Below are 22,400 nucleotides of genomic sequence, written 5' to 3'. Positions count from 1 at the left end.
CTCTGGCGTACCTCTATCCTACAGCATCCGATTCAGGCTCCGTCCGTCGACGGAAACTTGGATGGGACCGAGCCGCTCCTTATTTCACAGCTCCCTGCGTAATGCCATTGATGATCCACTTCTGCGCGAACAGATAAATGATGATCATCGGCAGCATTGCCATCAGATATGAAGCAAAGGCCAGATTGAAATCTGTATTGAATTGCCCCTGGAAAATATACTGCACAAGCGGCAGCGTGTAGGAATCCGTATCGCTGATAATGATGAGCGGCAGCAGGAAGTCATTGTAAGTCGAGAGGCAGATCAGAATGCCTACCGTCGCATTGATCGGTGCCATAATCGGGAATATGATTCTCCAAAAGGTTCCCCAAGTCGACGTACCGTCCACCCGAGCCGCTTCCTCCAGCGCTATCGGAATGGATTTAATATAACCAACATACACAAATACGTTAAATGCCAAAGCATACACGGTATGCAGGATGGTAAGCCCGACCAGGTTCGTCATATTGAAACCGGCTGTCAGCTTCACCAGCGGCAGCATAATAATCGGGAACGGAATGAACATAGCGCTGATGAAATAGAAGTATAAACCCTTGAAGAACTTTCGGTTCATATTGCGGGCAATGGCATAAGCGACAAGCGAATTGGTCAGCAGGGTGAGTACCACCGTTGCCGTCGTTACCATCGCACTATTGCCCAGCGCGTTGAAGAAATTCGTCATTTTTATGGCATGCGTAAAATTCTCGTAATGAAGCTCCTTTGGCAGTCCGAACACGGAAGCCAGCATGTCCTCCGGCGTTTTGAGCGCAATCGTGATTGTCATATACAGCGGGAACAGGATCAGTATCGTCCCCAATGTGATGAGAATCATCACCGTCCAGTTGGTTTTCGTCCGCATTACATGTCCCCCTCTCTTCTCTGCAGGAACCGAATCTGCACAATCGATATCGTGGCAATCAGGATGAAGTAGATCACGGAGTTCGCGGATTGATAGGCAAACTCCCCTCCCTCGAAGCCGCCGGTGTAAATCAGATGGGAGATGGACTGCGTCGCCCGACCTGGACCGCCGTTGGTAAGAGCGACGATCTGGTCAAAGACCATCAGGGAATTCTTCATCGCAAGCACCATGTTGATCGTAAAGAATGGCGCGATCAGCGGAAACGTTATTTTCCAAAATTCCTGCCAACGGTTCGCCCCATCGAGGTTGGACGCCTCGTACAGTGTTTGAGGGATAGTCTGGAGCCCCGCGAGATACAGGATCGTGTTATAAGCTATGCCCTGCCATACCGCTACCACCACGATCCCGATCCAGGCATGCTGTTCACTGCCCAGAATATTGGTGGACAGCCATTCGATCCCCAGATTTTGGCCCCAGATCGTGAACACATTCGAGAACAGATAGTTGAATATGTAACCAATGATCAGCACACTCAGAATATTCGGAAGAAAGTAGATGCCTCTGAAGAAATTCCTCGCTTTGATTCTGGCATTCAGCCCCATGGCAATCAGCAGACTGAAGATGTTGATCAGGATGGTTACCACGACCGCGAATTTGAATGTGAACCAATACGCATTGCCCACGTTACCGTCCTTGAACAGATTGACATAATTCTTGAATCCGATGAAATCGAAGTTATCGCCGAATCCATTCCAGTTCGTGAAGGAGTAATACACCCCCTGCAAGGCCGGCAGTGTCAGAAATACGAAGAACAGCACGACCGCTGGCACGGTCATCAAATAATAAGGCATAAGACGCTTGTTCATGTTGGGTCCTCCTCAATGCTCATGGATATCGTGTCACAGCGTTGGTCGCTCCGTTAGCGTCTGTCCGCTACCTTGTCCCATTCGGTGTCCAGCTTCTTTAGATACCCGTCAATATCCCTATTCTGGAGGAAAGATTGGATCACCGAGTTCAGCTGCACAGCAGCAGGAATATAGTGATCAGCAAAGTCGATGACTTGGCCCCGCTCCAGATAAGGCAGCAGCTCTGCAACGGCAGGATCATCCTGCGTCACGCCCTCAACGGTCGAGAACAGCGTTTGCTCCGTAATGTATTGCTTGCTATTCTCAGGCTCCAGCAGAAACTGAATGAAACGTTGAGCCTCCTCTTTATGCTTCGAATCCTCGGAAATAGCCAGCAGAGTATCCACGCCTGAAATCAGTTTATTCTCCTCCGGATGATCGCCGGTTGGCAGCGGAAAGAAGCCGATCGACGCATCCGGATTGGCCTTCCGGATTTCCGGAATTGCCCAGGTTCCCTGGATATACATGGCCGATTCGCCCCTCGCAAACCCCCGGTTGCCGTCTGCGTAGTTCTTGCCAAAGTTATCCCCATGACCATAGTCCATCAACGCGAGCTGCTTCTCCGCAATCTCTCGATACTTCTCAGCAAACGTTACCGTGCCTTCCCGCCGATCCATATAAAATTCAATGCCTTCCAGATTGGATGCCAATGCGTTAAACGGCAGCACCGTCTGCCAATCGTCTTTATACGTGAAATAAAACGGGATTATCCCCGCATCCTTGGCCTTCTGCGCCGTAGCTAACAGCTCGTCCCAGGTCTTGGGAACGCTGAGTCCCAATTCTTTAAAAATTTCCGTGTTGTACATCACGCCGTTAGCGTTCGTTGAATAAGGAATGCCCGTAACCTCGTCCATCCCCGCTACGTCTTTCAGCATCTGAACATAGGTCTCATCCACCTGACTCAGCAGTGGGTTATTCGTCAAATCCATAAATATGCCGCTTTGCGCCAGCAATGAATACGTATCTGTTGCACCCATGCCGATAATGTCAGGAATATCATTCTTGACAACTCTTGTCTTGAGTACGGTCTCCGCATCCGGCGGATTTACCTGAACAACCTTGATCTCGGATTGGGATTGATTAAATTTCTCAATTAGTGCGTCAAAGGAGCCCTTAGCCTCGGGCTTATTCTGAAAAAATTCAATCTGCACGCGTCCCGATTCCTCTTTTGCACCGCACGCGGCCAGCATCAATACCATCACCAAACACGCCGCGATCCTTGTACCAAGCTTCATGGTCTGCCCCCCGTTTCATATCCTGATGTAGTTTTGGTCAAAGTCCATGTCTATTTACTACCCTTTTTGCTTGGTTGGTAAACCTCCCGGACGCCGAGGCGACGCCCTCTTCACTTTATTGGACAAAACAAAAAAGCCAACAAATCAGGCTCTTCAACCTGATCTGCTGGCAGGGATTGGCTATCTGTTCATAGCCTGATTCAACCTACTCCAACCATTTTTTATGAATGTCCGCAAACTTGCCTTGCAGCTTCATTTCGTCAATCCACATTTCCAGATAGCTTGCATATTCAAAGTCGCCGCGAGGAATCATGTAGCCTTTTTCACTGTTCGTGAACGGCTTATCCGTCAATGCAGCATACAGTCTGGAATCTGCTTTTGCATACGTAATCGCTTCGATCGTATCGGTAATCATCACATCATACGTACCGTCCGCTACCAAATGCGGGATATCCAGATTATTTGGAACGACAGTCACATTAGCTTTCGTCAGATGCTCGCGTACGAACACCTCGTTCGTTCCGCCCGGATTCACGCCAATGCGAACCGAAGGTTTGTTAATGTCTTCAATCGTCAGGTATTTGTCCTTGTCTTCAGCACGAATCAATGGGGCTTTACCGAAGGAAATGTACCCTTGGGATACATAAGCCGTTTTTTGTCTTGCCGTGTTGCGGGTAACGCCGCCCACTGCAATGTCGAATTTATCAGCCTGCAGGTCCTTCATCATGTTGGACCATGTGGTGTTGACGTAACGAACTTCCACGCCTAGATCTTTACCGAGCTCTTCCATAGCGTCAACGTCATAACCTTCATACTCTTTTGTAGCAGGATTCAAATATGTAAACGGTTTGTAATCCCCTGTCATACCAACCCGGATGTAGCCTCTTTCGATAATTTCGTCGAGCTGGGAAGCCGATTGTTTCTTTAGTTGTCCGGGTGCATTGGTCGAAGCCGATTTAGCGGATACCTCCGGTGATGTGAGTACTTCGTTTGCAGCAAAACCCGTTGCCACCAATGATAAGCTGACTACCCCTGCTAGTAATACCTTTTTCCAATTCTTAGCCATGTCTTCGTTTCCTCCAGTTTTCATCTAGTTGTACATCCTGATGCCCCTTGGTTGGCAGCGGCATCGATCTGCCTGAAACACTCTGGTCATCCTCTTGCTGGTACTTTCCGTGACTTACTGCCTTGCACGTTACGATTTGAGCCTCTTTTCTTCCAGGCATCCCCCCTCTCAAGTACCCATACGTGCGGTCCATAAGAACGGAATGTTAAAGCCTGAATTTGGCAAGCTCTTTGCTAAGCTCCTGAGCGACTGTCTCCAGATGTTTAACGGAGTTCGAAATTTCCTTGATGGTTGAGATTTGATCTTCCACAGCGGCAGACACATTTTGGGCGTCGCTTGAAGTCAGATCTGCGATGGATTTCAGCTCTTCCACCGAAGCGCTGACCTGTTCCGATCCCGCCGACATTTCCTCGGAAGCTGCCGATACCTCCAGAATGTGGTCAGCCACGTTGCGTGTCGCACTCAAAATGTTATCGAATTTCTCGCGCACCTCTTCAATCAGCGCAATTCCATCCTGTACATCCTTCCGGCTTACGTCCATCACCTGTACGGCGTTAATTGTGTCCTCGCGGATTTCCGTAATCAGCTTCGCGATCTGATCGGTCGATACCTCGGACTGTCCAGCCAGTTTCTTGACTTCCTCAGCCACGACTGCAAAGCCGCGTCCATGCTCGCCTGCTCTGGCTGCTTCAATCGAAGCATTCAAGGACAGCAAGCGAATCCGGGAGGTCACTTCCGTGATGAAGCTCAGAATCTGCTCGATTTCGGAAGAACGCTCATTCAAGCGCTCAATTGCCGTGCCGACCTTGGTCGTACCCGCGCCGATGTTGCCGATCTGCTTCACGGCTTGTTCAACGACAACCGATCCGGTCTCCGCTTGACTTGCTGCCTCTTGTGCAGCTTCGGATACCATGGAGGACGTTTCGGCTATTTTGACGATCCCGCTAGCCATGTCACTCATCGATACGGCGATTTCGTTGGAGCTTGAGGCGTGAGCATTCGCGCCGCTGGCAATTTGACGAATGGAGGCGCCGATACGATCCACGCTGTCCATAGCCGTCTCCACCCCGCTCGAAACGGTCTCCGTTACCGACATAACTTGTCGAGAAGAATCGTTCACACCGAGGACCAGATGCTTCAGATGTGATACCGTCTGGTTAAAATCGCCGGAAAGGACGGCAACTTCATCCTTGCCGCTAACCTGAATGGTCTTGGTCAAATCGCCTGCCGCAACTTCCTTAACTGCCGTGTTGAGCCTGCGGATCGGCCGGACGATCTGTGCCGTGAACCAGACCGCTGCACCGGCGGAAACGACCAGCGCGGCAACCGAAATAATGACTAACGTAACCGACATCTCCGTGATCGGAGCATTCAGCTCCTTGGTCGGTGCCGTTACGAATATGCCCCAATTCAAATTGGATGGAGCGAAAGCCGCCGTGTATTCGACGTTATCCAGAACATATTCGAATTCCCCCATCTCTCCTTGACGCACCTTGTCAAAAGCTTGGGATAATTCCGTGCTCTCCACGTCTTCGACCTTCTTTTGAAGGACGAAATCCTCTGATGGATGCCACATGAACGTTCCCGCTTTGCTTAGAAGAAATGCGTATCCGGTATCTCCGAAGGTTTGGGAGGATACTTTTTTCTGCACCTCGTTGATCGGAAGCGTAGAGCCCATATAACCGTACTGTTTTCCATCCTTCATTAACGGAATGATCATCGTTACGATGTTGTTGCCCGTACGCTTGGAAAGCACCGGCTCCGATACAACCAGCTTGCCTTCGCCCTTCCCGGCCTCCTGGTAGTGAACGCGATCGGATACATCGGTCACTTCACCCAGAAAGTTAATGACATTCTTCCCGCTCAAATCGTACGAGAAGAAAAAGGTTTCAAATTCCGGGTTCACTTCCTGCGCCGCTTGTATCAATTGCAAGTCTTGCGCTTTATTCCCCGTGACGAATTTCCCCACGCTTTCAACCTTGGCAATTTCCACGTCAAGAAATTGGTCGATCTGAAGCGCAAGCTTCTCCGCGCTAAGCTGCGCTTCTTTGTCCAGGCTCTCCTGAAGCAATACGGAGGACCGGTTGTAAGTTACGGCAAAGACGGATCCAAGACTGACGAGCAAGAGCAAACAAATCATTGTAATCATTTTTTGCTTGAGACTCTTTAGCATGCTGTAAACCCTCCCCAAAAATAGTGCCTGGGTCCTATCCGATCATTCGTCCAAAATTTTTGCAAGTGCTCTTTTTTCTGTAAGGACTTTCTCTCTACAAACAAAAATGAACAAATTACGTCGAAAAATCATGGTATAAAATGGTGAAATAAGACTCCACTTTATTAGTTATCGGTAGGGTATGTTCGTTTTTTGAGAGGTTAATGAGACATTTTACACAATTCGACATTAACGTAAGAAAGCGAAAATCCATGAGTCTATCTAGTTCAAAAGATTTAAATATATATAAATACTTTCATACATCTTTAGTCCCTGCCAACAGATTGCAGGAATTCTTGAGTTTATATGAATCGGATGAATAGAAGCACGGCTGATAAAAGCAAATAAGGCTGTCCCCTATCAAGCAGAATAATCCGCTTTTAAGGAACAGCCTTGTTTCATTGCATGTGGATTCTTAATGTACGAACAGATATCCTTGTTCATTGTAAGCATGGAGCAGCGTGTACCGGCTGTTTCGAACCTTGTGAGCCTCACCCAGGCTGCGCTTCAACAATTCGCTCTTGATCGGAAGCTCCGACACCCCAGCAGGTCCGCCGACCGTTCGCATCATATCAGCCAGCTCTGCCGGTTCCGGGATTTGCGCTATATGGGACCGGATTTCATTCCAGTGCAACGTGATCCGAAGTGCAGCGTCATCCGCACCCTGGGAGGCGCCTCTGTTCAACTCAAGCCCCTGTTCCCCGAGACGGTGATACAGCTTCGAGATTTCCACGCAAGCGGCACCTACCTTGGCACCGTGCAGCAGCTGCTTCTCCCCCAGCCGGATAAACTCCATCTCCCAATAGTGGGACAGATGATGCTCCGAGCCTGAAGCCGGATGGGATTGACCGAACAGCAGCATGGCTAAGCCGGATTCGACGAGCGCACCCATTAAGATGCGCACCCCCTCCTCGGTTCGCTCCGCAATCTGTTCCATCCCTTTCACGCACTGGTTAAGCGCAGATCGCGTAATATCCGCCGAAATTTGCAAATAGGGTTCATCGGCCACCAGGCTTCCGAATTTCCAGTCGAACAGGGATGTATACTTACCCAGCATATCCCCGAACCCGGCTGCGGTAAGCTGTGGAGGAGCCGACATGAGAATATCGACGTCCGCAAAAATCGCGCTCGGTCCAATGGCCGGAATCGTCTTTTTCTCCCCTCGTATAATGATGGGTGCTCCCTTGGAATTAAATCCATCCACCGAAGCGGCCGTGGGTATGGAGATGAACGGAATACCCGCGGTATAGGCAGCATACCGGCTAATATCGTGAATCGTTCCCCCGCCTACCGCCAGCACCGCCTTCGCCCCGCTTTGCTGGATATCCAGTATGACCTGAATCAGGGAAATCTCATCCGCAATAACATCTCCCTTCCGGTCCGGGTGAAGGCTGGTGACTTGGACCTGAATCGAGGATTTCGTGAGCAGGCTCGCAAGCGGCTGGCCCGCTACGTCATAGGTATTCCCGTCGACGACCATCACCACCGAGGTCCACCGTTTCGTCTCAAGGTAACCCGCGACCTCGCGCAGAGCTCCGGACTGGATCTGAACCAGCTCCACTTCATCCAGATTCGAAAGCTGCCTAGGAGGTGAGTCCGCAGCCAAACTTCGGACTTTCGATAAAATGGAGGTCATATCGGCGTGCCCTTCTTTCCGATCACAGCCATCGCCGGCAGCGGGTCATTGCAGGTCATGCCGGTAACCCCGCATTCCAGCGAATAGCGGACACCCTCCTCATCATCCGGACAATAGCTCCAGACCAGCAGCCCCTGCTCCTGAAACCGGGCAACGAGCTCCGGCGTAAGCAGCGACATCTCCACACCGATTGCCCACATCTTGGAGTAGGTTCCATCCTCGCCGAGGACAAATCGGGACATTTTCTCGCCAGGAAAACCCTGGGTCTTCAGACCATGCGTATCATGAATATGGGTCAGAACTTCTGCATCGAAGCAGGTGAATACACAGCGCGGCAGGTACCCGTATCGGTTCAGCACATCAATCGCCAGGTCTGCGGCCTCTATAGCATCAGGGCTTGGCTTAATCTCCACGTTGCACAGAACATCAGGATATTCCCGGAGCAGTTCGCATAGCTCCGCAAGCGTCGGGATCTTCAATCCCTCAAACTCCCTAGCGAACCAGCCGCCCGCATCGAGGGATTTCAGCTCTGCAAGCGTATAATCCCTCACCTCGCCGGCGCCGCTCGTCGTGCGCTGAACCGTTGCATCATGGATAACCACTACTTCCTTATCCAGCGTCAGCCGAAGATCAAACTCCAGCATATCTACCCCTAACTCCAGCGCCTTGCGAAAGGCCAGCAGCGTATTTTCCGGATAAGCTGATTTATACCCGCGATGTGCAGCCACCATCGTACAGGATGGTTCCCGTAGTCGTTCGATCATATGTCCTGCCACTCCTTTACCAGTTGTTATTGGGCCAAAATCCGTTCCGTCTCTTTCTTGAAGGTATCCAGCGTAGCCGGAATATCCTTGCTGTCGTACATGATCGCTTCCATGGCTGAGAAGAACTCATGCATAATCTCCGGCCATGCCACATCCTTATTGGTATCGGTCGCAAATTCCAGCTGATCATAGGCGACTTTGCGGTTCGGTTCCTTGGCCCACAGCTCTTGGATCTTCTCCGACTCCACCATCTTCTTCGTGAAAGGCAGATAACCGGATTGCAAAATAAATTCAAGGCCGCCTTCCTCTTCCATCTCCATCCACCGGATGAACTCCCATGCCGCTTCCTTGTTCTTGGAAGAGGACAGCATCGTCACATTCGCGCCTCCGGTCGGATTCGCATATACTTCGTCCTTAGGCAGGAATGCCGTCACGTAATCGAAATCCACCGCGCTGGACAGCCCGCCAATCGATCCCGTCGATTGATACATCATTCCGACCTTGCCTTCCACAAACATGCTGTTCACAATGTTGCCGGAATCCTGAGCCGGCGGATAATACAAGGCGCCTGTGCTTTGCAAGTCTTTAAGGTAAGTGAACATCTTGGCGCCTGCGCCGTTATCCCCGAAGCCGATCGACGTATTATCTTCGTTGAAGAAAGTGCCGCCCGCCTGCGAGATCATGGCAATCGGATACCAAGTGTCATAAGGCATCGTAACGCCGTAGCGCTTATACTCGCTGCCTTCCTTAACCACCAGCGCATTGGCGACCTCCTTCAGCTCCTCCCATGTGGTCGGAATTTGAAGACCCTGCTCATCCAGCAATGTTTTGTTCACATGCAGAATCGGGGTGGAACGGTTCAGCGGCAGCGATACCAATTGATCATTGAAGGTGGAGTGTCCCATCAGTCCCGGCGTAAAATCATCGACGCTGATGCCTGAGCCTTCTAGATAAGGCGTCAGATCTTCAAGCACTTCCGAATCGGCGAACATCTGAACGTAGGCTCGCTCCAGCATACTGACGTCCGGACCGGTATCGGATGCTATCGCTTGCTGCAGCTTGGTTACCGTCTCGTCATAACTTCCCTGGAAGGTGCCTATCACTTCGATGTCCTCATGGGATGCGTTAAAACGCTGGATGAGCGCGTCCATGTATTCCCCGTTCTTACCGCCCAGCGAGTGCCAGAACTGTACCGTGGTTTTCCCTTTGTCTCCGGACGAGGCTTCGGTTCCCCCGCTGCCTGGGGCTACGCCTGGATCGCTGGAAGTTCCCCCGCCACCGCATGCGGCAAGCAAACTGAACAGCATGATGACGGATAGCAGTGTATACCATTTGGATTTCATATGACTCATTCCTCCATTAATTATTCGATTATGAATTGCTGAACCCTGTCATTTCCTGTAATTATTTAATGCCTGAATAAACAAAAGCCTTCACGATGTGTTTCGAGCAGAATATATACACAAGCAGGATCGGCACCACCAGAATCACATTCCCGGCCATAATGATATGCCAGTTGCTGATGCCCTCAGTCTCCCTTAGCATGGCGATCCCCAGGGTCAGCGGCCGGACAGCAGCAGAATCGGTCATGACGAGCGGCCAGAAATAGTCATTCCAGTGGCTGACAAAGCTGAACAGCGCAATGGTAGCCAGTGCCGGCTTCGACATGGGAATCATGATTTTTCGAATGATTTTGAATTCACTCGCATTATCAAGGCGGGCCGCTTCAATGATTTCCTCCGGAATCTGCATGAAATATTGCCGCAGCAGGAAAATGCCGAAGGCATTCGAGATGAACGGGATAATCTGCGGCAGCAGGGTTTTGACCAATCCCCAATCGGCCATCATCAGATAGACCGGAATGAACGTCACCTGGCCCGGGATCATGAAGGCCAGGAGGATCATGCCGAACAGCAGCGTTTTTCCCGGAAACTTATACTTGGCAAATGCATACGCGGCCGGGATCATGATCAGGAACTGCAGAACGATAATGGATCCCGTGACAACAACCGAGTTCCTGAAATAGGTCAGAAAAGGACCTGCCTGCATCGCCTCCGCGAAGTTGCCCCACTGCGGTGAGGCTGGAATCCACGTTGGCGGAAACGTCATCGTTTCCCGGAATGTCTGGAGCGAGGTGGAGATCATCCACAGAAACGGGAAGATAAATATCATGAGCACCGCGGCTTTCAGCAAATAACCTAGCATTGTCCATACGATTTTTAAGTCAAAGGTCTTCAAACTGTGCCTCCTTTCTGCATGGCCAAAGCCTTATTGATAATGGACCTTCTTGGACAGCAGCCGGAAATAGATGAACGTGAGCAAACCGATAATGGCCATAAGCACAACGCCTGTCGCGGCCGAATAACCGATATTGGTCGTTCGGAAGCCGTATATGTAATACACAAGCGTCGTCGTTGCATTATTCGGTCCTCCGCCTGTCATCACCTGAACGGTATCGAATACTTTGAAGGAACCGATCGTCATGATGATCAGGATAAAAAACAGCTGCGGCGAAATCATCGGCAATGTGATTTTATAAAACACCTTGAACCTGCTGGCATTATCCAGCGCCGCCGCTTCATAAATGCTTGGCGATATGCTCTGCAGGGCTGCCACGATAATCAGGGTGTAATAGCCGATAGCCTGCCAGACCGATACGATAATGACGGATATCAATGCGGTCTTGGAGCTCTGCAGCCATGCGGACGGCGGGAGTCCCACCAGCTTGAAGAGATAGTTGAGAAGTCCTTGATTCGGCTCCATCAGCCACAGCCAGACCAGCGAGATCGACACGATCGAAACGACGTGCGGCGTAAAAATTCCGGCCTGAACGACCGAATTGAAACGCCCCTTCTTGTTAAGCCATACCGCAATCAGCAAGGATAGCAGCATGGTTAGAATTACGACGCCGACTGTATAGATGGACGTGTTCCAGAGCGCTTTGTAGAAATCCCCGCGACCCAGAATCTGGGTGAAATTGTCCAGTCCGACAAACTTGCTCTTGTCCTTGTTCATCAGATTGTATTTGAACAGGCTTAAGTAAATCAGATAACCTACCGGATACATCACAAACAGTATGATACCGGCCATGGCCGGCGCGATCAGCACATAGGGCCTGATCCCTTCCCAGATCCGCTTCTTATCCATGAGCCAGCCCTCTCAGCCGCTCCATGAACTCCCTATAGCGGACGTCCTGCGCTTCGATCCGGTTCTCATCCGCTCCGAAGAAAAACAATTTATCCGCCGGTACGCCGAGATATACCTCCTGATCGACATGGAACTGGTCATCCTGACACTTCACCATGAATGCCTGGCCCTCCGTTGTCCTCACCTGATAAATCGTCTCGGAACCCAGCATTTCGCGCGTGATGACCTCCCCCTTGGTCGTATAATGAAACGACTCCGGTTCTGTGCCGATCACGACGCTCTCCGGACGGAATCCGAATGTCGTGCGATCGTCCCCAAGCGGCGCAATATTCATGGGGGGAACCCCGATAAACTGGGCCGCAAACAGGTTGCTGGGCTCCCGGTACACCACTTCAGGCGGCGCTTCCTGCTGAATGACGCCTTTGTTCATAAGCACGATGGTGTCTGCCATCGACATGGCCTCGATTTGGTCATGGGTCACATAAACAAAGGTCGTTCCCAGCTTCTTGTGCAGCTCAATCAGCTCGATCCGCATCTGAACCCTGAGCTTGGCATCCAGATTGGACAACGGCTCATCCATCAGGAAAACGGACGGATTCTTAACCATCGCCCGGGCCAAAGCCACCCGCTGCCGTTGTCCGCCGGACAAGGTGGATGGCTTGCGATCCAAGTAATCGTTCAGTCCAACGGTTGCCCCTATGGTCTCCACCAAACGTGTACGCTCGGCTTTGGGAACCTTGTTGTTCACGAGACCAAACTCGATATTCTCGCGGACCGACATGGTCGGGTAGATCGCGTAATTCTGGAATACCATGGCCACGCCGCGTTTACCCGGCGCAATGCGCGTAACATCCTTGCCATCGATTAGTACGGAACCGGAGGTTTGAGGGTCAATGCCCGCGATCATCCTTAGGAGCGTTGTTTTTCCGCAGCCTGACGGACCGACCAGCACGGTGAATTTTCCGTCCTCGATGGTAAGGTCCAGGTCCTGTATGACGGTTTGACGATCAAACGACTTGCTTACTTTCACAAATTCAATGGATGCCAAGAGCGATCCCCCTCACGAAAGTGTAATGATTCTGTCATGACAAGCGAATAATAAATGAATCCATAAAAATGAAATCCCTTACATGCATCTGATAATAAGTACGCATCAAATGCACATGTAATGATCACTTTTGTTCATTTTTATTTAATTCGATTGTAGATGTGCAATATTAGGAGAGTGTTAGACCTTCGTACGGATTTTGTAAATTCGCTTCGCATCAAGGGATTTAACATGGCATTAACATAATGGGAGTACACTAGATAGACATGGAATTCTTAAGCATAAAAGAGCAAAAGTGCGCATTGTATGTACAAACGTACCTGCACAGCCCATGGTCTATTTAGGAAGGGAGAAATTATCGATTGCTAGCACATGAACGAAAGAAAAGGATTATTGATTACGTAAGGCAATACCGAACAGCAACGGTTGCTGCGCTGGCATCTGAATTCGGTGTTCACACGGCAACCATCCGCCGCGATCTGGCGGAGATCGAACAGGAAGGCGCTTTAAAGCGAACGCATGGCGGGGTCATCATGGAGCAATGGACGCATAACGAGCCGTCCTTTAATGAGCGAACCAACTTTCATCGGGACGAGAAAATACGCATCGGTCAGCTCGCGGCTTCACTCGTGGAAGACGGGGAGAACATCATCATTGATTCGGGAACAACCACCCTTCATATTGCAACGCATCTTGTGCACCGCTCGGACATTACGGTCATTACGAACGATATGAACGTCGCCGTCGAACTTCGCGATGCTCCGGGCATCAAAGTCATCCTGACCGGCGGGGAGCTGTACCCCTCGAGTTACATGCTAAACGGCATGTTTACCGACCATGTTCTGAAATCCCTGCATGTCGAGAAAGCATTCATCGGTACCCCTGCCCTGCATCCTCAACATGGCCTCATGCACCCGGAAGCGCTGCTCGTCCCAGCCAAGCAGAACATGATTCAGGCCGCCGGTGAAATTGTCGTTGTCACCGACCACAGCAAGATCGGCAAGCTGTCTCTGCACACGGTCGCCCCTAACAGCGCGATACATACCCTTGTCACCGGCACTGAAGCTTCCGACTCGGATATCAAGCCGTTCCAGGAACGGGGCATTACCGTGTACAGGGTTTGAGCCTTGCACAATTTGCGTACCTTGCATACACCTTTGCGTACCTTGCACACCTTGCATACCTTGCACACCTTGCATACCTTGCATACCTTGCGTACCTTGGCATACTTTTCATAAATGCATACCTTGGCGTACCTCGGCATATCTGAATATCCTTCCTGCAGAAAACACAAAAGGCACCCCTAGGGGTGCCTGATCAAGCTGCTGCTTGCCAGCAGCTTGTTTATTTATATTCCACTGTTATGTTTACCATCCATTACTCGCTCTTTTTTCGCGATCCCCCCGCTTAGACCAAAAGCAATAAACAGAAAATTCACTGAACGCCCAAAAATACGATCGCCATATCATTCAATATGTCCAAAACTCAACGGTCGACAGTCAATCCAAGCATGCCCCGGACCACGCACCGTGCGCTCAGGGAGCAGTGCGGACGATGTACTTGTTCTTTGGTATAAGAAATTCCTAACGGACTCAGAATACCTTATTTCATAGAAAACACCCCTTTAAGTAACTTTAGCGGACCCAGCGGACCTTATTTGCGGTTTTAGTCGATATTTGCTCCCGTATTTCTCATAATAGCGGATCTGGAGTCCGGAATATTGTGAAAAATCGGGTTATGATCTTAAATAACGGAACTGGGGTCCGTTAAAGTTGACGAAAGCCTTGAAATCCTCGAATGAAGAACATCGACAGTCAGTGAACCCGCAACATTTCGACCGGAAATTCAAGGAGCCACCAGGGACAATGCGTAGCCGACGGAAGCTATTTCCTCTACGTTTATTAATGGAAGTAACAAAAGGAAATTCCCCTCACTCTCTCATTCCCTGCCCGGCTGCTTAAAAAAAAGATCCGGCAGTCATAAGACGCCGGATCTCTCACCTATCGATTAAGGAATGACCTTCCAAACTTCGGCAGATCCAGGAGTTTCGCCTTGAGTCCACCATCTTGCTTCATAGTTCACGCCGTTGTGGCTGACTTTGCTGCCACCTAAATACACGGCTGTTGCGCTCCATGCCGGATAGGTCGCTGCGCTTCCGGATGTTGATACGGTAAGCGGAGCGGATGCGGATGATTTGCTGCCCGTACTGCTTACGGCGACCACAGTATACGTATAGGACGTTCCTTCGGCTAACCCCGTATTGGTATAGGAGGTTGTAGTGGAAGTACCTACAAGGGATCCGTCACGGTAGATTTCGTAACTGGAAGCACCTGTGGAAGCTGCCCATGCCAAGGAAACACTGTTGTTGGTTTGGGCTGGGGAAGTAAGTCCTGTCGGTGCCGGTACGCCTGGGTTCGGCGTTCCACCACCGCCAAAGTCCACATCGATAACGTTATAGAAAGCGTTAGCCGTGTCAGCTACTTCCCATACCGCCAGAATGACATGGTAACCGGACTTTGCAGGAACGTTACAAGTGGATGCATAGTTTGTCGGAGGTTTTACACCGCCGTAGTTAATGGAGCAGAAAGGCGTCAGATCAAACGAAGCTCTGCTGAGCGGAGCATTTTGATTCCAGCCGTCTTTTGTAATGTAGTATTTCCAGCTTGCCGTCGCATGGTTGGCTGTCAAATGCCATTGGAACGTTGTGGTTCCCGGGGAAATGCTTACTTTGCTCCAGCGAGTTGCGGATTGCTCGTCAAGTTTAGGGAACACGCCGCCTGCACTGGCGATTTTGCCATCGGCAGGGCCTGCGTTCGGCCAGCCTTTAGGAGCTTCCAAGCTTTGAGGCTCATACACGACTGCGCCGCAATCGGTATTTTGCCCCTGCTTACACAGAATGGCGCGGCTGCCTGGGGAATCGACATATCCGTGGGCAGAAGCTTTATCAGCAAATAATACCATGAACAAGGTCATCAACAACATCGTGGAACCGGCAATGATCAGATTCTTGAGCCAAGTTTTGTTCGGCAAACTTAAAGTCATACAATTAATCCTCCTTTAATATAAAAGATAATAAATAAAGCGTTTACACAACCTCCGGCTGCTCGGCCCACCTCCCTTTCTTTGATACAGTAGTCACCCTCTTAATTTGACTGATAACTTGACTAAACTTGGAAATCTTCCACAACCATCGTCCAAGCTTTACCAGTACTATAATTATTTTAAAGCATCTGGAAGCCCTATCCCATAACACTAATCAACGATTTGTTACACATTTCAATGAAATTGGATAAATATGTAACCTGAAATGTTATGAAAACACACGGAAATTGCAGAAAAAAATCACAAAAAAAGCATGCCTCCCCCTGGGAACCATGCTTTCATTCCATGCTGTTCTTTCCGTTTTGACCGCGCAGCAACTCCTATTCCACGCCGTCCTTAAAGTGCTTCTGATAATGCTTATCCCCTTTATGCTCCAAGTCCTCGATCGTAAGCTCCAGCGTATGAATGATCTGCTCCTTGACCTGATTCAACGTGTCAAAATACACGTTCTCCTCCGATCCTACAATGCGTGTGCCGCTGAGTGCCTGAACGGCCTGGTAGATCCGGTGCTGTTCGGCCAAATCGTCAACGGCTTTCAACGTATGCTTCATCTGAAGGAACAGATCCCTATGATGCTGGGTCGTCAAACGCTTTTCAAGTTCCTCGATTCTGGCATTCATGGCGCTCCCTCCTTCACAATAAACTGCTTTTGATTATATTTCCCTGACATTTTGCATTTCCAAAAAATCCTTCTTATATATATCACGGTTTCTTTATACTGAAACAGGAAATTGACCACTGCTCAGCGAACTATGATAACGTTAACATTTTGCATAGTTACATACACTGAGAATGTCGAAATCGATCAAACATTTGGAGGTAACAATGGAAAACAACGGACTCGGAGGAAAGAGCATTATCCTCAGACTAGAAATGAATACACAAGAAATCAAATTCGGTCAGGTAGCATCCGCCATCTTTGAAGCCGGGGGAGACATGGTCGCCATCGACGTCATTCAGGCGAGCGGCCACATTACCGTACGCGATATTACCATTACGGTCACGGACAGCGTCGATATCGGAAAAATTACAGATGCCGTGAAAAATCTGAAAGGCGTCCGGCTCGTCAACGTTTCGGATCGTACTTTCCTGCTGCATCTCGGCGGCAAGATCGAAACCCAGCCCAAAATTCCGATCCAAAACCGCGATGATCTGTCGCGCGTCTATACGCCAGATGTTGCCCGGGTGTGTGCAGCCATTCAGGAGGACCCGAAAAAAGCCTTTACGCTCACGATCAAAAGAAATACGGTGGCCGTCATCTCGGATGGAAGCGCCGTGCTCGGTTTGGGCAATATCGGCCCTTATGCGGCCATGCCGGTGATGGAAGGAAAATCGATGCTCTTCAAACAATTTGCAGGTGTAGACTCCTTCCCGATCTGCCTGGATACCCAGGATACGGAAGAGATCATTTCTTGCATCAAAGCCATGGCACCGGCTTTTGGCGGCATTAACCTGGAGGATATCTCCTCCCCGCGCTGCTTCGAGATCGAACAACGACTGCGGGATGAGCTGGATATCCCCGTGTTCCACGATGACCAGCACGGCACAGCGGTCGTTCTGTATGCGGCACTGATCAATGCCCTGAAAATTGTCGGAAAATCAATTGATAAAGTCAGGATCGTTGTGTGCGGAATCGGCGCTGCGGGCGTGGCATGCAGCAAAATCCTCCTGTCGGCCGGTGTCAAGGACATCATTGGCGTAGACCGCGAGGGTGCGCTGGTTGCTGGAAAAGAGTACAGTAATAGTATGTGGCAATGGTACGCAGAGCATACGAATCCGAATAAAGTTGAAGGTTCCCTGCGCGAAGTGATCCAAGGTGCCGACGTGTTTATCGGCCTATCCGCCGGCGGCCTGCTTCGCCGCGAAGACGTACAAGCCATGGCTAAGGATCCGATCGTGTTCGCAATGGCAAACCCTACGCCGGAGATTAAACCGGAAGAAGTCGAGGATATTGTAGGCGTCATTGCAACCGGACGTTCGGATTATCCGAACCAAATTAACAACGTCCTCTGCTTCCCGGGTATTTTCCGTGCAGCCCTGGATTGCAGAGCAACCACGATTAATGAGGAGATGAAGCTGGCTGCAGCCGAAGCCATCGCGTCCGCCGTATCGGATGAGGAACGCAACCCGTCGTATATTATTCCAAGCGTATTTAACCAGAACGTCGTGAAAGCCATTCGCGAGCTTGTCGTGAAAGCGGCGATCAAAACCGGCGTTGCCCGGAGAATCCCGCGTGAATAAGCAATCCCTCATTCGGAAGTTCAATAAGCAGGCAGCGATATATGAAAGGAATACCAGACAGCGCAGGCTCGGTGAATGGAGACAGCGGCTGCTTCAGGATGTAGAGGGTAGCGTGCTTGAAGTAGCTGTCGGCGCCGGCGCGAACTTCCCCTTCTATCATCGTGACAAGGTGAACGTAACGGCTGTCGATTTCAGTCCCGAGATGTTAAGCCGTGCACGGCGGATGGCCTCCGAACTTGGCATTCGGGCCCATTTCCTGGAACGGGATATCGAGACGCTGGAGCTGCCGGAACGTTCCTATGATTGTGTTGTATCTACCCTGTCACTATGCGGCTATGAGGATCCGGTCAAAGCTCTGAATAAAATCAATCGCTGGGCCAAACCCGGCGGCCGCGTTTATTTACTGGAGCATGGCATGAGCACGAACCGGCTCCTTGGTTCTATTCAGCATCTGATCAACCCGGCAGCACGGCGGATATCCGGCTGTCATTATAACAGGGACATGATCCAGATTGCGAAAGCCTCGGAACTGAACATCGTAAAGACAGAACGCTATTGGAACGGCATCGTTCATCTGATCTGGGCGCAAGCAACCTGATCCATTCATTCATTTTGACCTGTCGGCATAAATTTTAACGTAGCTCTTATTAATTGATCTGGAGGAACTTGTTATGAACACAAGGCCTGATTCTAATGAATACTTGCCCCTCGCCGAAAAATACGTCTCTCTTGTCCCCGAAGGTCCTATTGCCGAAGTTTTGCAGCGGCAGCATGATGAAACGTTACGATCGCTCAGCGATCTGACGGAAAATCAAGCGAATGTTCGCTATGCCGAAGGGAAATGGAGTCTAAAACAGGTGGTCGGACATATCGCCGATGTAGAGCGCTTATGGAACTACCGCATTCTCTACATCGCGCGTGGAGATGCCCGTGAATTCTCGGGGTACGACCGGGAGATTTTTGTCCAGAATTCTCCCTTCAGCCATCTTCCGTTACGGGAAGCCCTCAAGGATTATGCTGCCGTCCGGCAGTCTACCATTACGCTGGTTGGAAGTTTGACGGAGGAAGCGCTGCTTCGCCAGGGCACGTTCAACAATTACCCGCTCTCCGCCCGGGCAGCCGCCTATGTCATTGCCGGTCATGAGCTTCATCACCTGAATATTCTACGGGATAAATATTTAACGTAGTTTATGAAGGGGCATCCTTACACGGCATTTGGCCTGGAGGGATGCCCCTTGGCATGCTGCCGATTCACATCGTCTGTCTTCACCTCCCCAAATTTAAAAAAGGCCTCAGCTGAGGCCTTTTTTCCTGCTATATTATGTAATGGTTTAGCAGAGCCTGCCTGCCTTAACTCCAATTCCATACCTCGATGCGGCCCAAACGGAATCCCCAGAATTCCGACTCCTCCTTCAGCTTCTCCAGCTCACGCACAGGTCCCGTAACGGTCGCGCCGTAAACTTGAACCCCATTTTTCTTTAGGTAAGCCAGCCGCTGTTTATCTTCATCAACACCGTTATATTTGATATTGTCCGTCATCCATTCAACGTCGGCGATCAGTTGCTGCACATGATCCGTGATCCCGGCATCCAATGAGAAGTAAGTATGCCAGGCAGAAAGAAAGTGGTTATCGCTAAACTGAACCTTGGGCCTCAATGTAAAATGGGGGATTGTGTGACCAGCACTGCTAGAGCTGTAATTACCCGGCTTAAATGCCTTGAGTTCACCTGCATATACAGCCATATTAGCTACTCTAACATCGTAGTCCGACAAGAGCTTTAAGACCTGCTCCGGCGACTTCAACGTTCGAAGCGAGAAAAATATTTCCGCCACGTTGCCGTCCTCAAGCTTTTCTAACTGATTCATTGCACCATTCTGATGAAGGGAGTCTGTAATCTTCCCACCCTCCAGCAGGGCAGAGTGCAGGTAAAAGGGATTTCTTTCATCCCCGTTCAGATACGGCCCCAGTTCTTCAATGGAATAGGTCAATTCTCCCCATAACCTCTTCTTCGCGTGAAGCTCTCCAACGATTACCTGCCATTCCCCCACATCCCTGTACACTTTCAGCGTTTTCTTCTGGGTGAGGAAGGGCGTCACTTCTACCGAATACAAGCCGCGCTTATCTACCATAAGTCCACTCTCATGCAATTCAACCGTTGTCATGACAGACCTTAAGAATTTATCGTTCAGGCCGGATTCTTCATGGTAGATGTAGACGGCTGCATAATACACGCCATAAATAAGAAACGCAGCTAACAAAGCATTTATAAGCTGCTTCACCCTTATCTGCCAGGTTATCCGATTCATCACTTCCGTATCCATCTCCTCTCTACCTTCTCATGTAGACAACGGTTTAATCGCGCTAATGTTACGGTAAAATAAGAAAAATCGCTACAGCAGCTAAAAACAAGCAGCTACCGTAACGATTCCATATGACGAATATTGTATATTATTTCCCTTCAGTGAATGGGGCGTTCTGTCCGTCCCAGCACTCCACATCATCAAGCCCTTTGATGCTATCCTTGGTGAAGACAGGATTCAGGCCTGCCCGCTTCTGCTTCATGTAATCTTGAAGCGCGGCAAAGGCCGTACGGGATAGCAGCGTGATAGCCACAAGATTCACAATCACCATCAATCCCATGAACAGGTCAGCCAAATCCCACACCAGCTTCACGCTGGTAACAGAACCGAAGATAACCATGGCCAGCACAGAAGCCCGATAAACCCATATCCATGCCCGATTCGACTTCAAAAACTCGATATTGGTTTCCCCGTAATAATAATTGCCGATCAGCGTGCTGAACGCAAACAGGAAGACCATCACCGCCAGGAAGTCGGACGCCCATGCCCCCATCTCCATTCCCAGCGCGGCCTGCGTCAGGGCGATTCCATCAAGTCCGGTCTGCTGATAGGCACCGGTAAACAGAATGATGAAAGCGGTGCTTGTACATATGACTAGCGTATCGATCAATACGCCCAGCGCCTGCACCAGTCCTTGCTTGGCTGGATGGCTTGTCGTTGCGGTAGCCGCAGCGTTAGGCGCGCTCCCCATGCCGGCTTCGTTGGAGAACAGCCCTCTTTTGATCCCGTTCATGAGAGCGGCACCGATCGACCCGCCAACAACCTGCTCATAACCGAACGCGCTTTTGACGATAAGCACAAAAACTTCCGGCAGCTTGGTGATGTTCGCCAATACGATAAACAACGCGGCACCGACATACAGGACAGCCAATACCACAACGATCAGCTCCGACATTTTGGCAATCCGCTTCACGCCGCCAAAGATGATAACCGCGAAGATAACCGCCATAATAATGCCGATGGTTAATCGGTCGGTTCCGAATGAATTCTCAAAGGCAATCGTAATCGTATTGGATTGGACCGCATTAAAGACAAGACCGAAGGACAAAGTGATCAGGATCGCAAACAACACGCCCATCCACCGCTTCTTTAATCCTTGCTGCATGTAATAAGCGGGACCGCCGCGATAACCACCCGCCCCATCTTTTACTTTATAGATCTGGGCCAGCGTACTCTCGATAAAACTGGACGCCGAACCGATAAGCGCAATAATCCACATCCAAAATACGGCCCCCGGCCCCCCAAGCGAGATAGCCAGGGCAACGCCTGTAATGTTCCCGGTTCCGACGCGGGCCGCCATGCTGATGGCAAATGCCTGAAAGGGCGAAATGCTTCCCTTCGCTTTACTCTTGGGTTCGCGGATGACCCGGAACATCTCGCCGATCAGGCGAAACTGCAGAAACTTGGTCCCCACCGTGAAATACAGGCCAACGGCAATCAGCAATACGATGAGCAGCTTAGACCATAAAAAATCATTAAAGATATTCACTACATGCTGTACAATTTGATCCATATTCTACCCTCGCTATATAAGTCATCACCCATGGTGTAGGTTTTGTGTACAATAGTCCACGTTTCATCTAACCATTACTTCCCCTTCCAATACAAGAGGTTAATTGTGGAAAATGCTTCAACTAACCTGGGCGGTTACCTCATTTCTTATTCGCGGCGATCCTTTGTTGATCTCAAGGCGGGATTTTCGGACATTCATAATTAAAAAAGACCCTCTCCTCTGCGTGTTAAAGCGCAGGGAAAGGGTCCTGTCATCATGTCAGGCTGCCTACC

At 50.2% G+C, this 22,400-nt stretch carries 19 protein-coding genes; 4 read left to right on the top strand and 15 right to left on the bottom strand.

The genetic code is table 11. The features are described from left to right. Positions 1 to 79 precede the first annotated feature (79 nt). The 11 genes from AC0VZ8_RS04040 to AC0VZ8_RS03990 form a co-directional block, all read right to left on the bottom strand. Positions 80 to 898: a carbohydrate ABC transporter permease gene (locus AC0VZ8_RS04040; RefSeq protein WP_475486103.1), complete on the bottom strand. Its 819-nt coding sequence runs from the start codon at positions 896 to 898 to the stop codon at positions 80 to 82. Beyond that, entirely contained in the window at positions 898 to 1,764 is an 867-nt protein-coding gene (locus tag AC0VZ8_RS04035) for a carbohydrate ABC transporter permease (protein ID WP_475486102.1), read from the bottom strand. The genes AC0VZ8_RS04040 and AC0VZ8_RS04035 overlap by 1 nt, the downstream gene beginning before the upstream one ends. 53 nt (positions 1,765 to 1,817) lie before the next feature. Continuing rightward, positions 1,818 to 3,038 carry an ABC transporter substrate-binding protein gene (locus tag AC0VZ8_RS04030; protein WP_260068407.1) on the bottom strand — a complete coding sequence of 407 codons (1,221 nt, stop codon included), beginning with the start codon at positions 3,036 to 3,038 and terminating at the stop codon, positions 1,818 to 1,820. 205 nt (positions 3,039 to 3,243) lie between these two features. Beyond that, positions 3,244 to 4,104 carry a transporter substrate-binding domain-containing protein gene (locus AC0VZ8_RS04025; RefSeq protein WP_071221923.1) on the bottom strand — a complete coding sequence of 287 codons (861 nt, stop codon included), beginning with the start codon at positions 4,102 to 4,104 and terminating at the stop codon, positions 3,244 to 3,246. A gap of 205 nt (positions 4,105 to 4,309) precedes the next feature. Beyond that, a complete protein-coding gene (locus AC0VZ8_RS04020) occupies positions 4,310 to 6,277 on the bottom strand; it encodes a methyl-accepting chemotaxis protein (protein ID WP_071221924.1) in 1,968 nt (655 codons plus the stop codon). Between the two features lie 454 nt (positions 6,278 to 6,731). Next, positions 6,732 to 7,952 carry a sn-glycerol-1-phosphate dehydrogenase gene (locus AC0VZ8_RS04015; protein ID WP_475486101.1) on the bottom strand — a complete coding sequence of 407 codons (1,221 nt, stop codon included), beginning with the start codon at positions 7,950 to 7,952 and terminating at the stop codon, positions 6,732 to 6,734. Next, a complete protein-coding gene (locus tag AC0VZ8_RS04010; protein WP_475486100.1) occupies positions 7,949 to 8,716 on the bottom strand; it encodes a glycerophosphodiester phosphodiesterase family protein in 768 nt (255 codons plus the stop codon). Before AC0VZ8_RS04010 ends, AC0VZ8_RS04015 begins: the two co-directional genes overlap by 4 nt. A 26-nt stretch (positions 8,717 to 8,742) precedes the next feature. Next, a complete protein-coding gene (locus AC0VZ8_RS04005) occupies positions 8,743 to 10,059 on the bottom strand; it encodes an ABC transporter substrate-binding protein (RefSeq protein ID WP_475486099.1) in 1,317 nt (438 codons plus the stop codon). A 61-nt stretch (positions 10,060 to 10,120) separates the two neighbouring features. Beyond that, positions 10,121 to 10,954, bottom strand: coding sequence for a carbohydrate ABC transporter permease (locus tag AC0VZ8_RS04000; RefSeq protein WP_260068411.1), 834 nt, complete (start codon positions 10,952 to 10,954; stop codon positions 10,121 to 10,123). A 30-nt stretch (positions 10,955 to 10,984) separates the two neighbouring features. Then, the gene (locus AC0VZ8_RS03995) at positions 10,985 to 11,863 is read right to left on the bottom strand and encodes a carbohydrate ABC transporter permease (protein ID WP_071221929.1); all 879 of its coding nucleotides are present in this window, start codon (positions 11,861 to 11,863) and stop codon (positions 10,985 to 10,987) included. Beyond that, positions 11,856 to 12,911, bottom strand: a complete 1,056-nt coding sequence (locus tag AC0VZ8_RS03990; protein ID WP_475486098.1) for an ABC transporter ATP-binding protein — start codon at positions 12,909 to 12,911, stop codon at positions 11,856 to 11,858. Before AC0VZ8_RS03990 ends, AC0VZ8_RS03995 begins: the two co-directional genes overlap by 8 nt. A 362-nt stretch (positions 12,912 to 13,273) precedes the next feature. Between AC0VZ8_RS03990 and AC0VZ8_RS03985 the strand changes: the two genes are divergently transcribed. Further along, positions 13,274 to 14,035: a DeoR/GlpR family DNA-binding transcription regulator gene (locus AC0VZ8_RS03985; protein ID WP_071221931.1), complete on the top strand. Its 762-nt coding sequence runs from the start codon at positions 13,274 to 13,276 to the stop codon at positions 14,033 to 14,035. Between the two features lie 883 nt (positions 14,036 to 14,918). Here the strand turns inward: AC0VZ8_RS03985 and AC0VZ8_RS03980 are convergent. Then, positions 14,919 to 15,953: a lytic polysaccharide monooxygenase gene (locus tag AC0VZ8_RS03980; protein ID WP_071221932.1), complete on the bottom strand. Its 1,035-nt coding sequence runs from the start codon at positions 15,951 to 15,953 to the stop codon at positions 14,919 to 14,921. Between the two features lie 380 nt (positions 15,954 to 16,333). After that, a complete protein-coding gene (locus AC0VZ8_RS03975; RefSeq protein WP_071221933.1) occupies positions 16,334 to 16,633 on the bottom strand; it encodes a hypothetical protein in 300 nt (99 codons plus the stop codon). Between the two features lie 205 nt (positions 16,634 to 16,838). Here AC0VZ8_RS03975 and AC0VZ8_RS03970 point away from each other — a divergent pair, with 205 nt between their 5' ends. The 3 genes from AC0VZ8_RS03970 to AC0VZ8_RS03960 all read left to right on the top strand — a co-directional run bounded on the left by AC0VZ8_RS03970 (position 16,839) and on the right by AC0VZ8_RS03960 (position 19,441). Further along, a complete protein-coding gene (locus AC0VZ8_RS03970; RefSeq protein ID WP_071221934.1) occupies positions 16,839 to 18,254 on the top strand; it encodes an NAD-dependent malic enzyme in 1,416 nt (471 codons plus the stop codon). Next, on the top strand, positions 18,247 to 18,852 hold the full coding sequence (locus AC0VZ8_RS03965) for a class I SAM-dependent methyltransferase (RefSeq protein WP_475486097.1): 606 nt from the start codon (positions 18,247 to 18,249) through the stop codon (positions 18,850 to 18,852). The genes AC0VZ8_RS03970 and AC0VZ8_RS03965 overlap by 8 nt, the downstream gene beginning before the upstream one ends. A gap of 73 nt (positions 18,853 to 18,925) precedes the next feature. Continuing rightward, positions 18,926 to 19,441 (top strand): DinB family protein, encoded by a 516-nt coding sequence (locus AC0VZ8_RS03960; protein WP_260068415.1) that lies wholly within the window; start codon positions 18,926 to 18,928, stop codon positions 19,439 to 19,441. Between the two features lie 163 nt (positions 19,442 to 19,604). On the opposite strand, the gene AC0VZ8_RS03955 is transcribed toward AC0VZ8_RS03960, so the two are convergent. Together AC0VZ8_RS03955 and AC0VZ8_RS03950 are read right to left on the bottom strand one after the other, a co-directional pair. Then, positions 19,605 to 20,561 (bottom strand): anti-sigma factor C-terminal domain-containing protein, encoded by a 957-nt coding sequence (locus AC0VZ8_RS03955; protein ID WP_260068487.1) that lies wholly within the window; start codon positions 20,559 to 20,561, stop codon positions 19,605 to 19,607. A 142-nt stretch (positions 20,562 to 20,703) separates the two neighbouring features. Next, positions 20,704 to 22,128: an alanine/glycine:cation symporter family protein gene (locus AC0VZ8_RS03950; RefSeq protein WP_260068416.1), complete on the bottom strand. Its 1,425-nt coding sequence runs from the start codon at positions 22,126 to 22,128 to the stop codon at positions 20,704 to 20,706. Positions 22,129 to 22,400: the final 272 nt, after the last annotated feature.

It is taken from the genome of Paenibacillus sp. QJM3NY_38, assembly GCF_056173265.1.
This window is presented reverse-complemented; position numbering and strand designations above follow the sequence as displayed.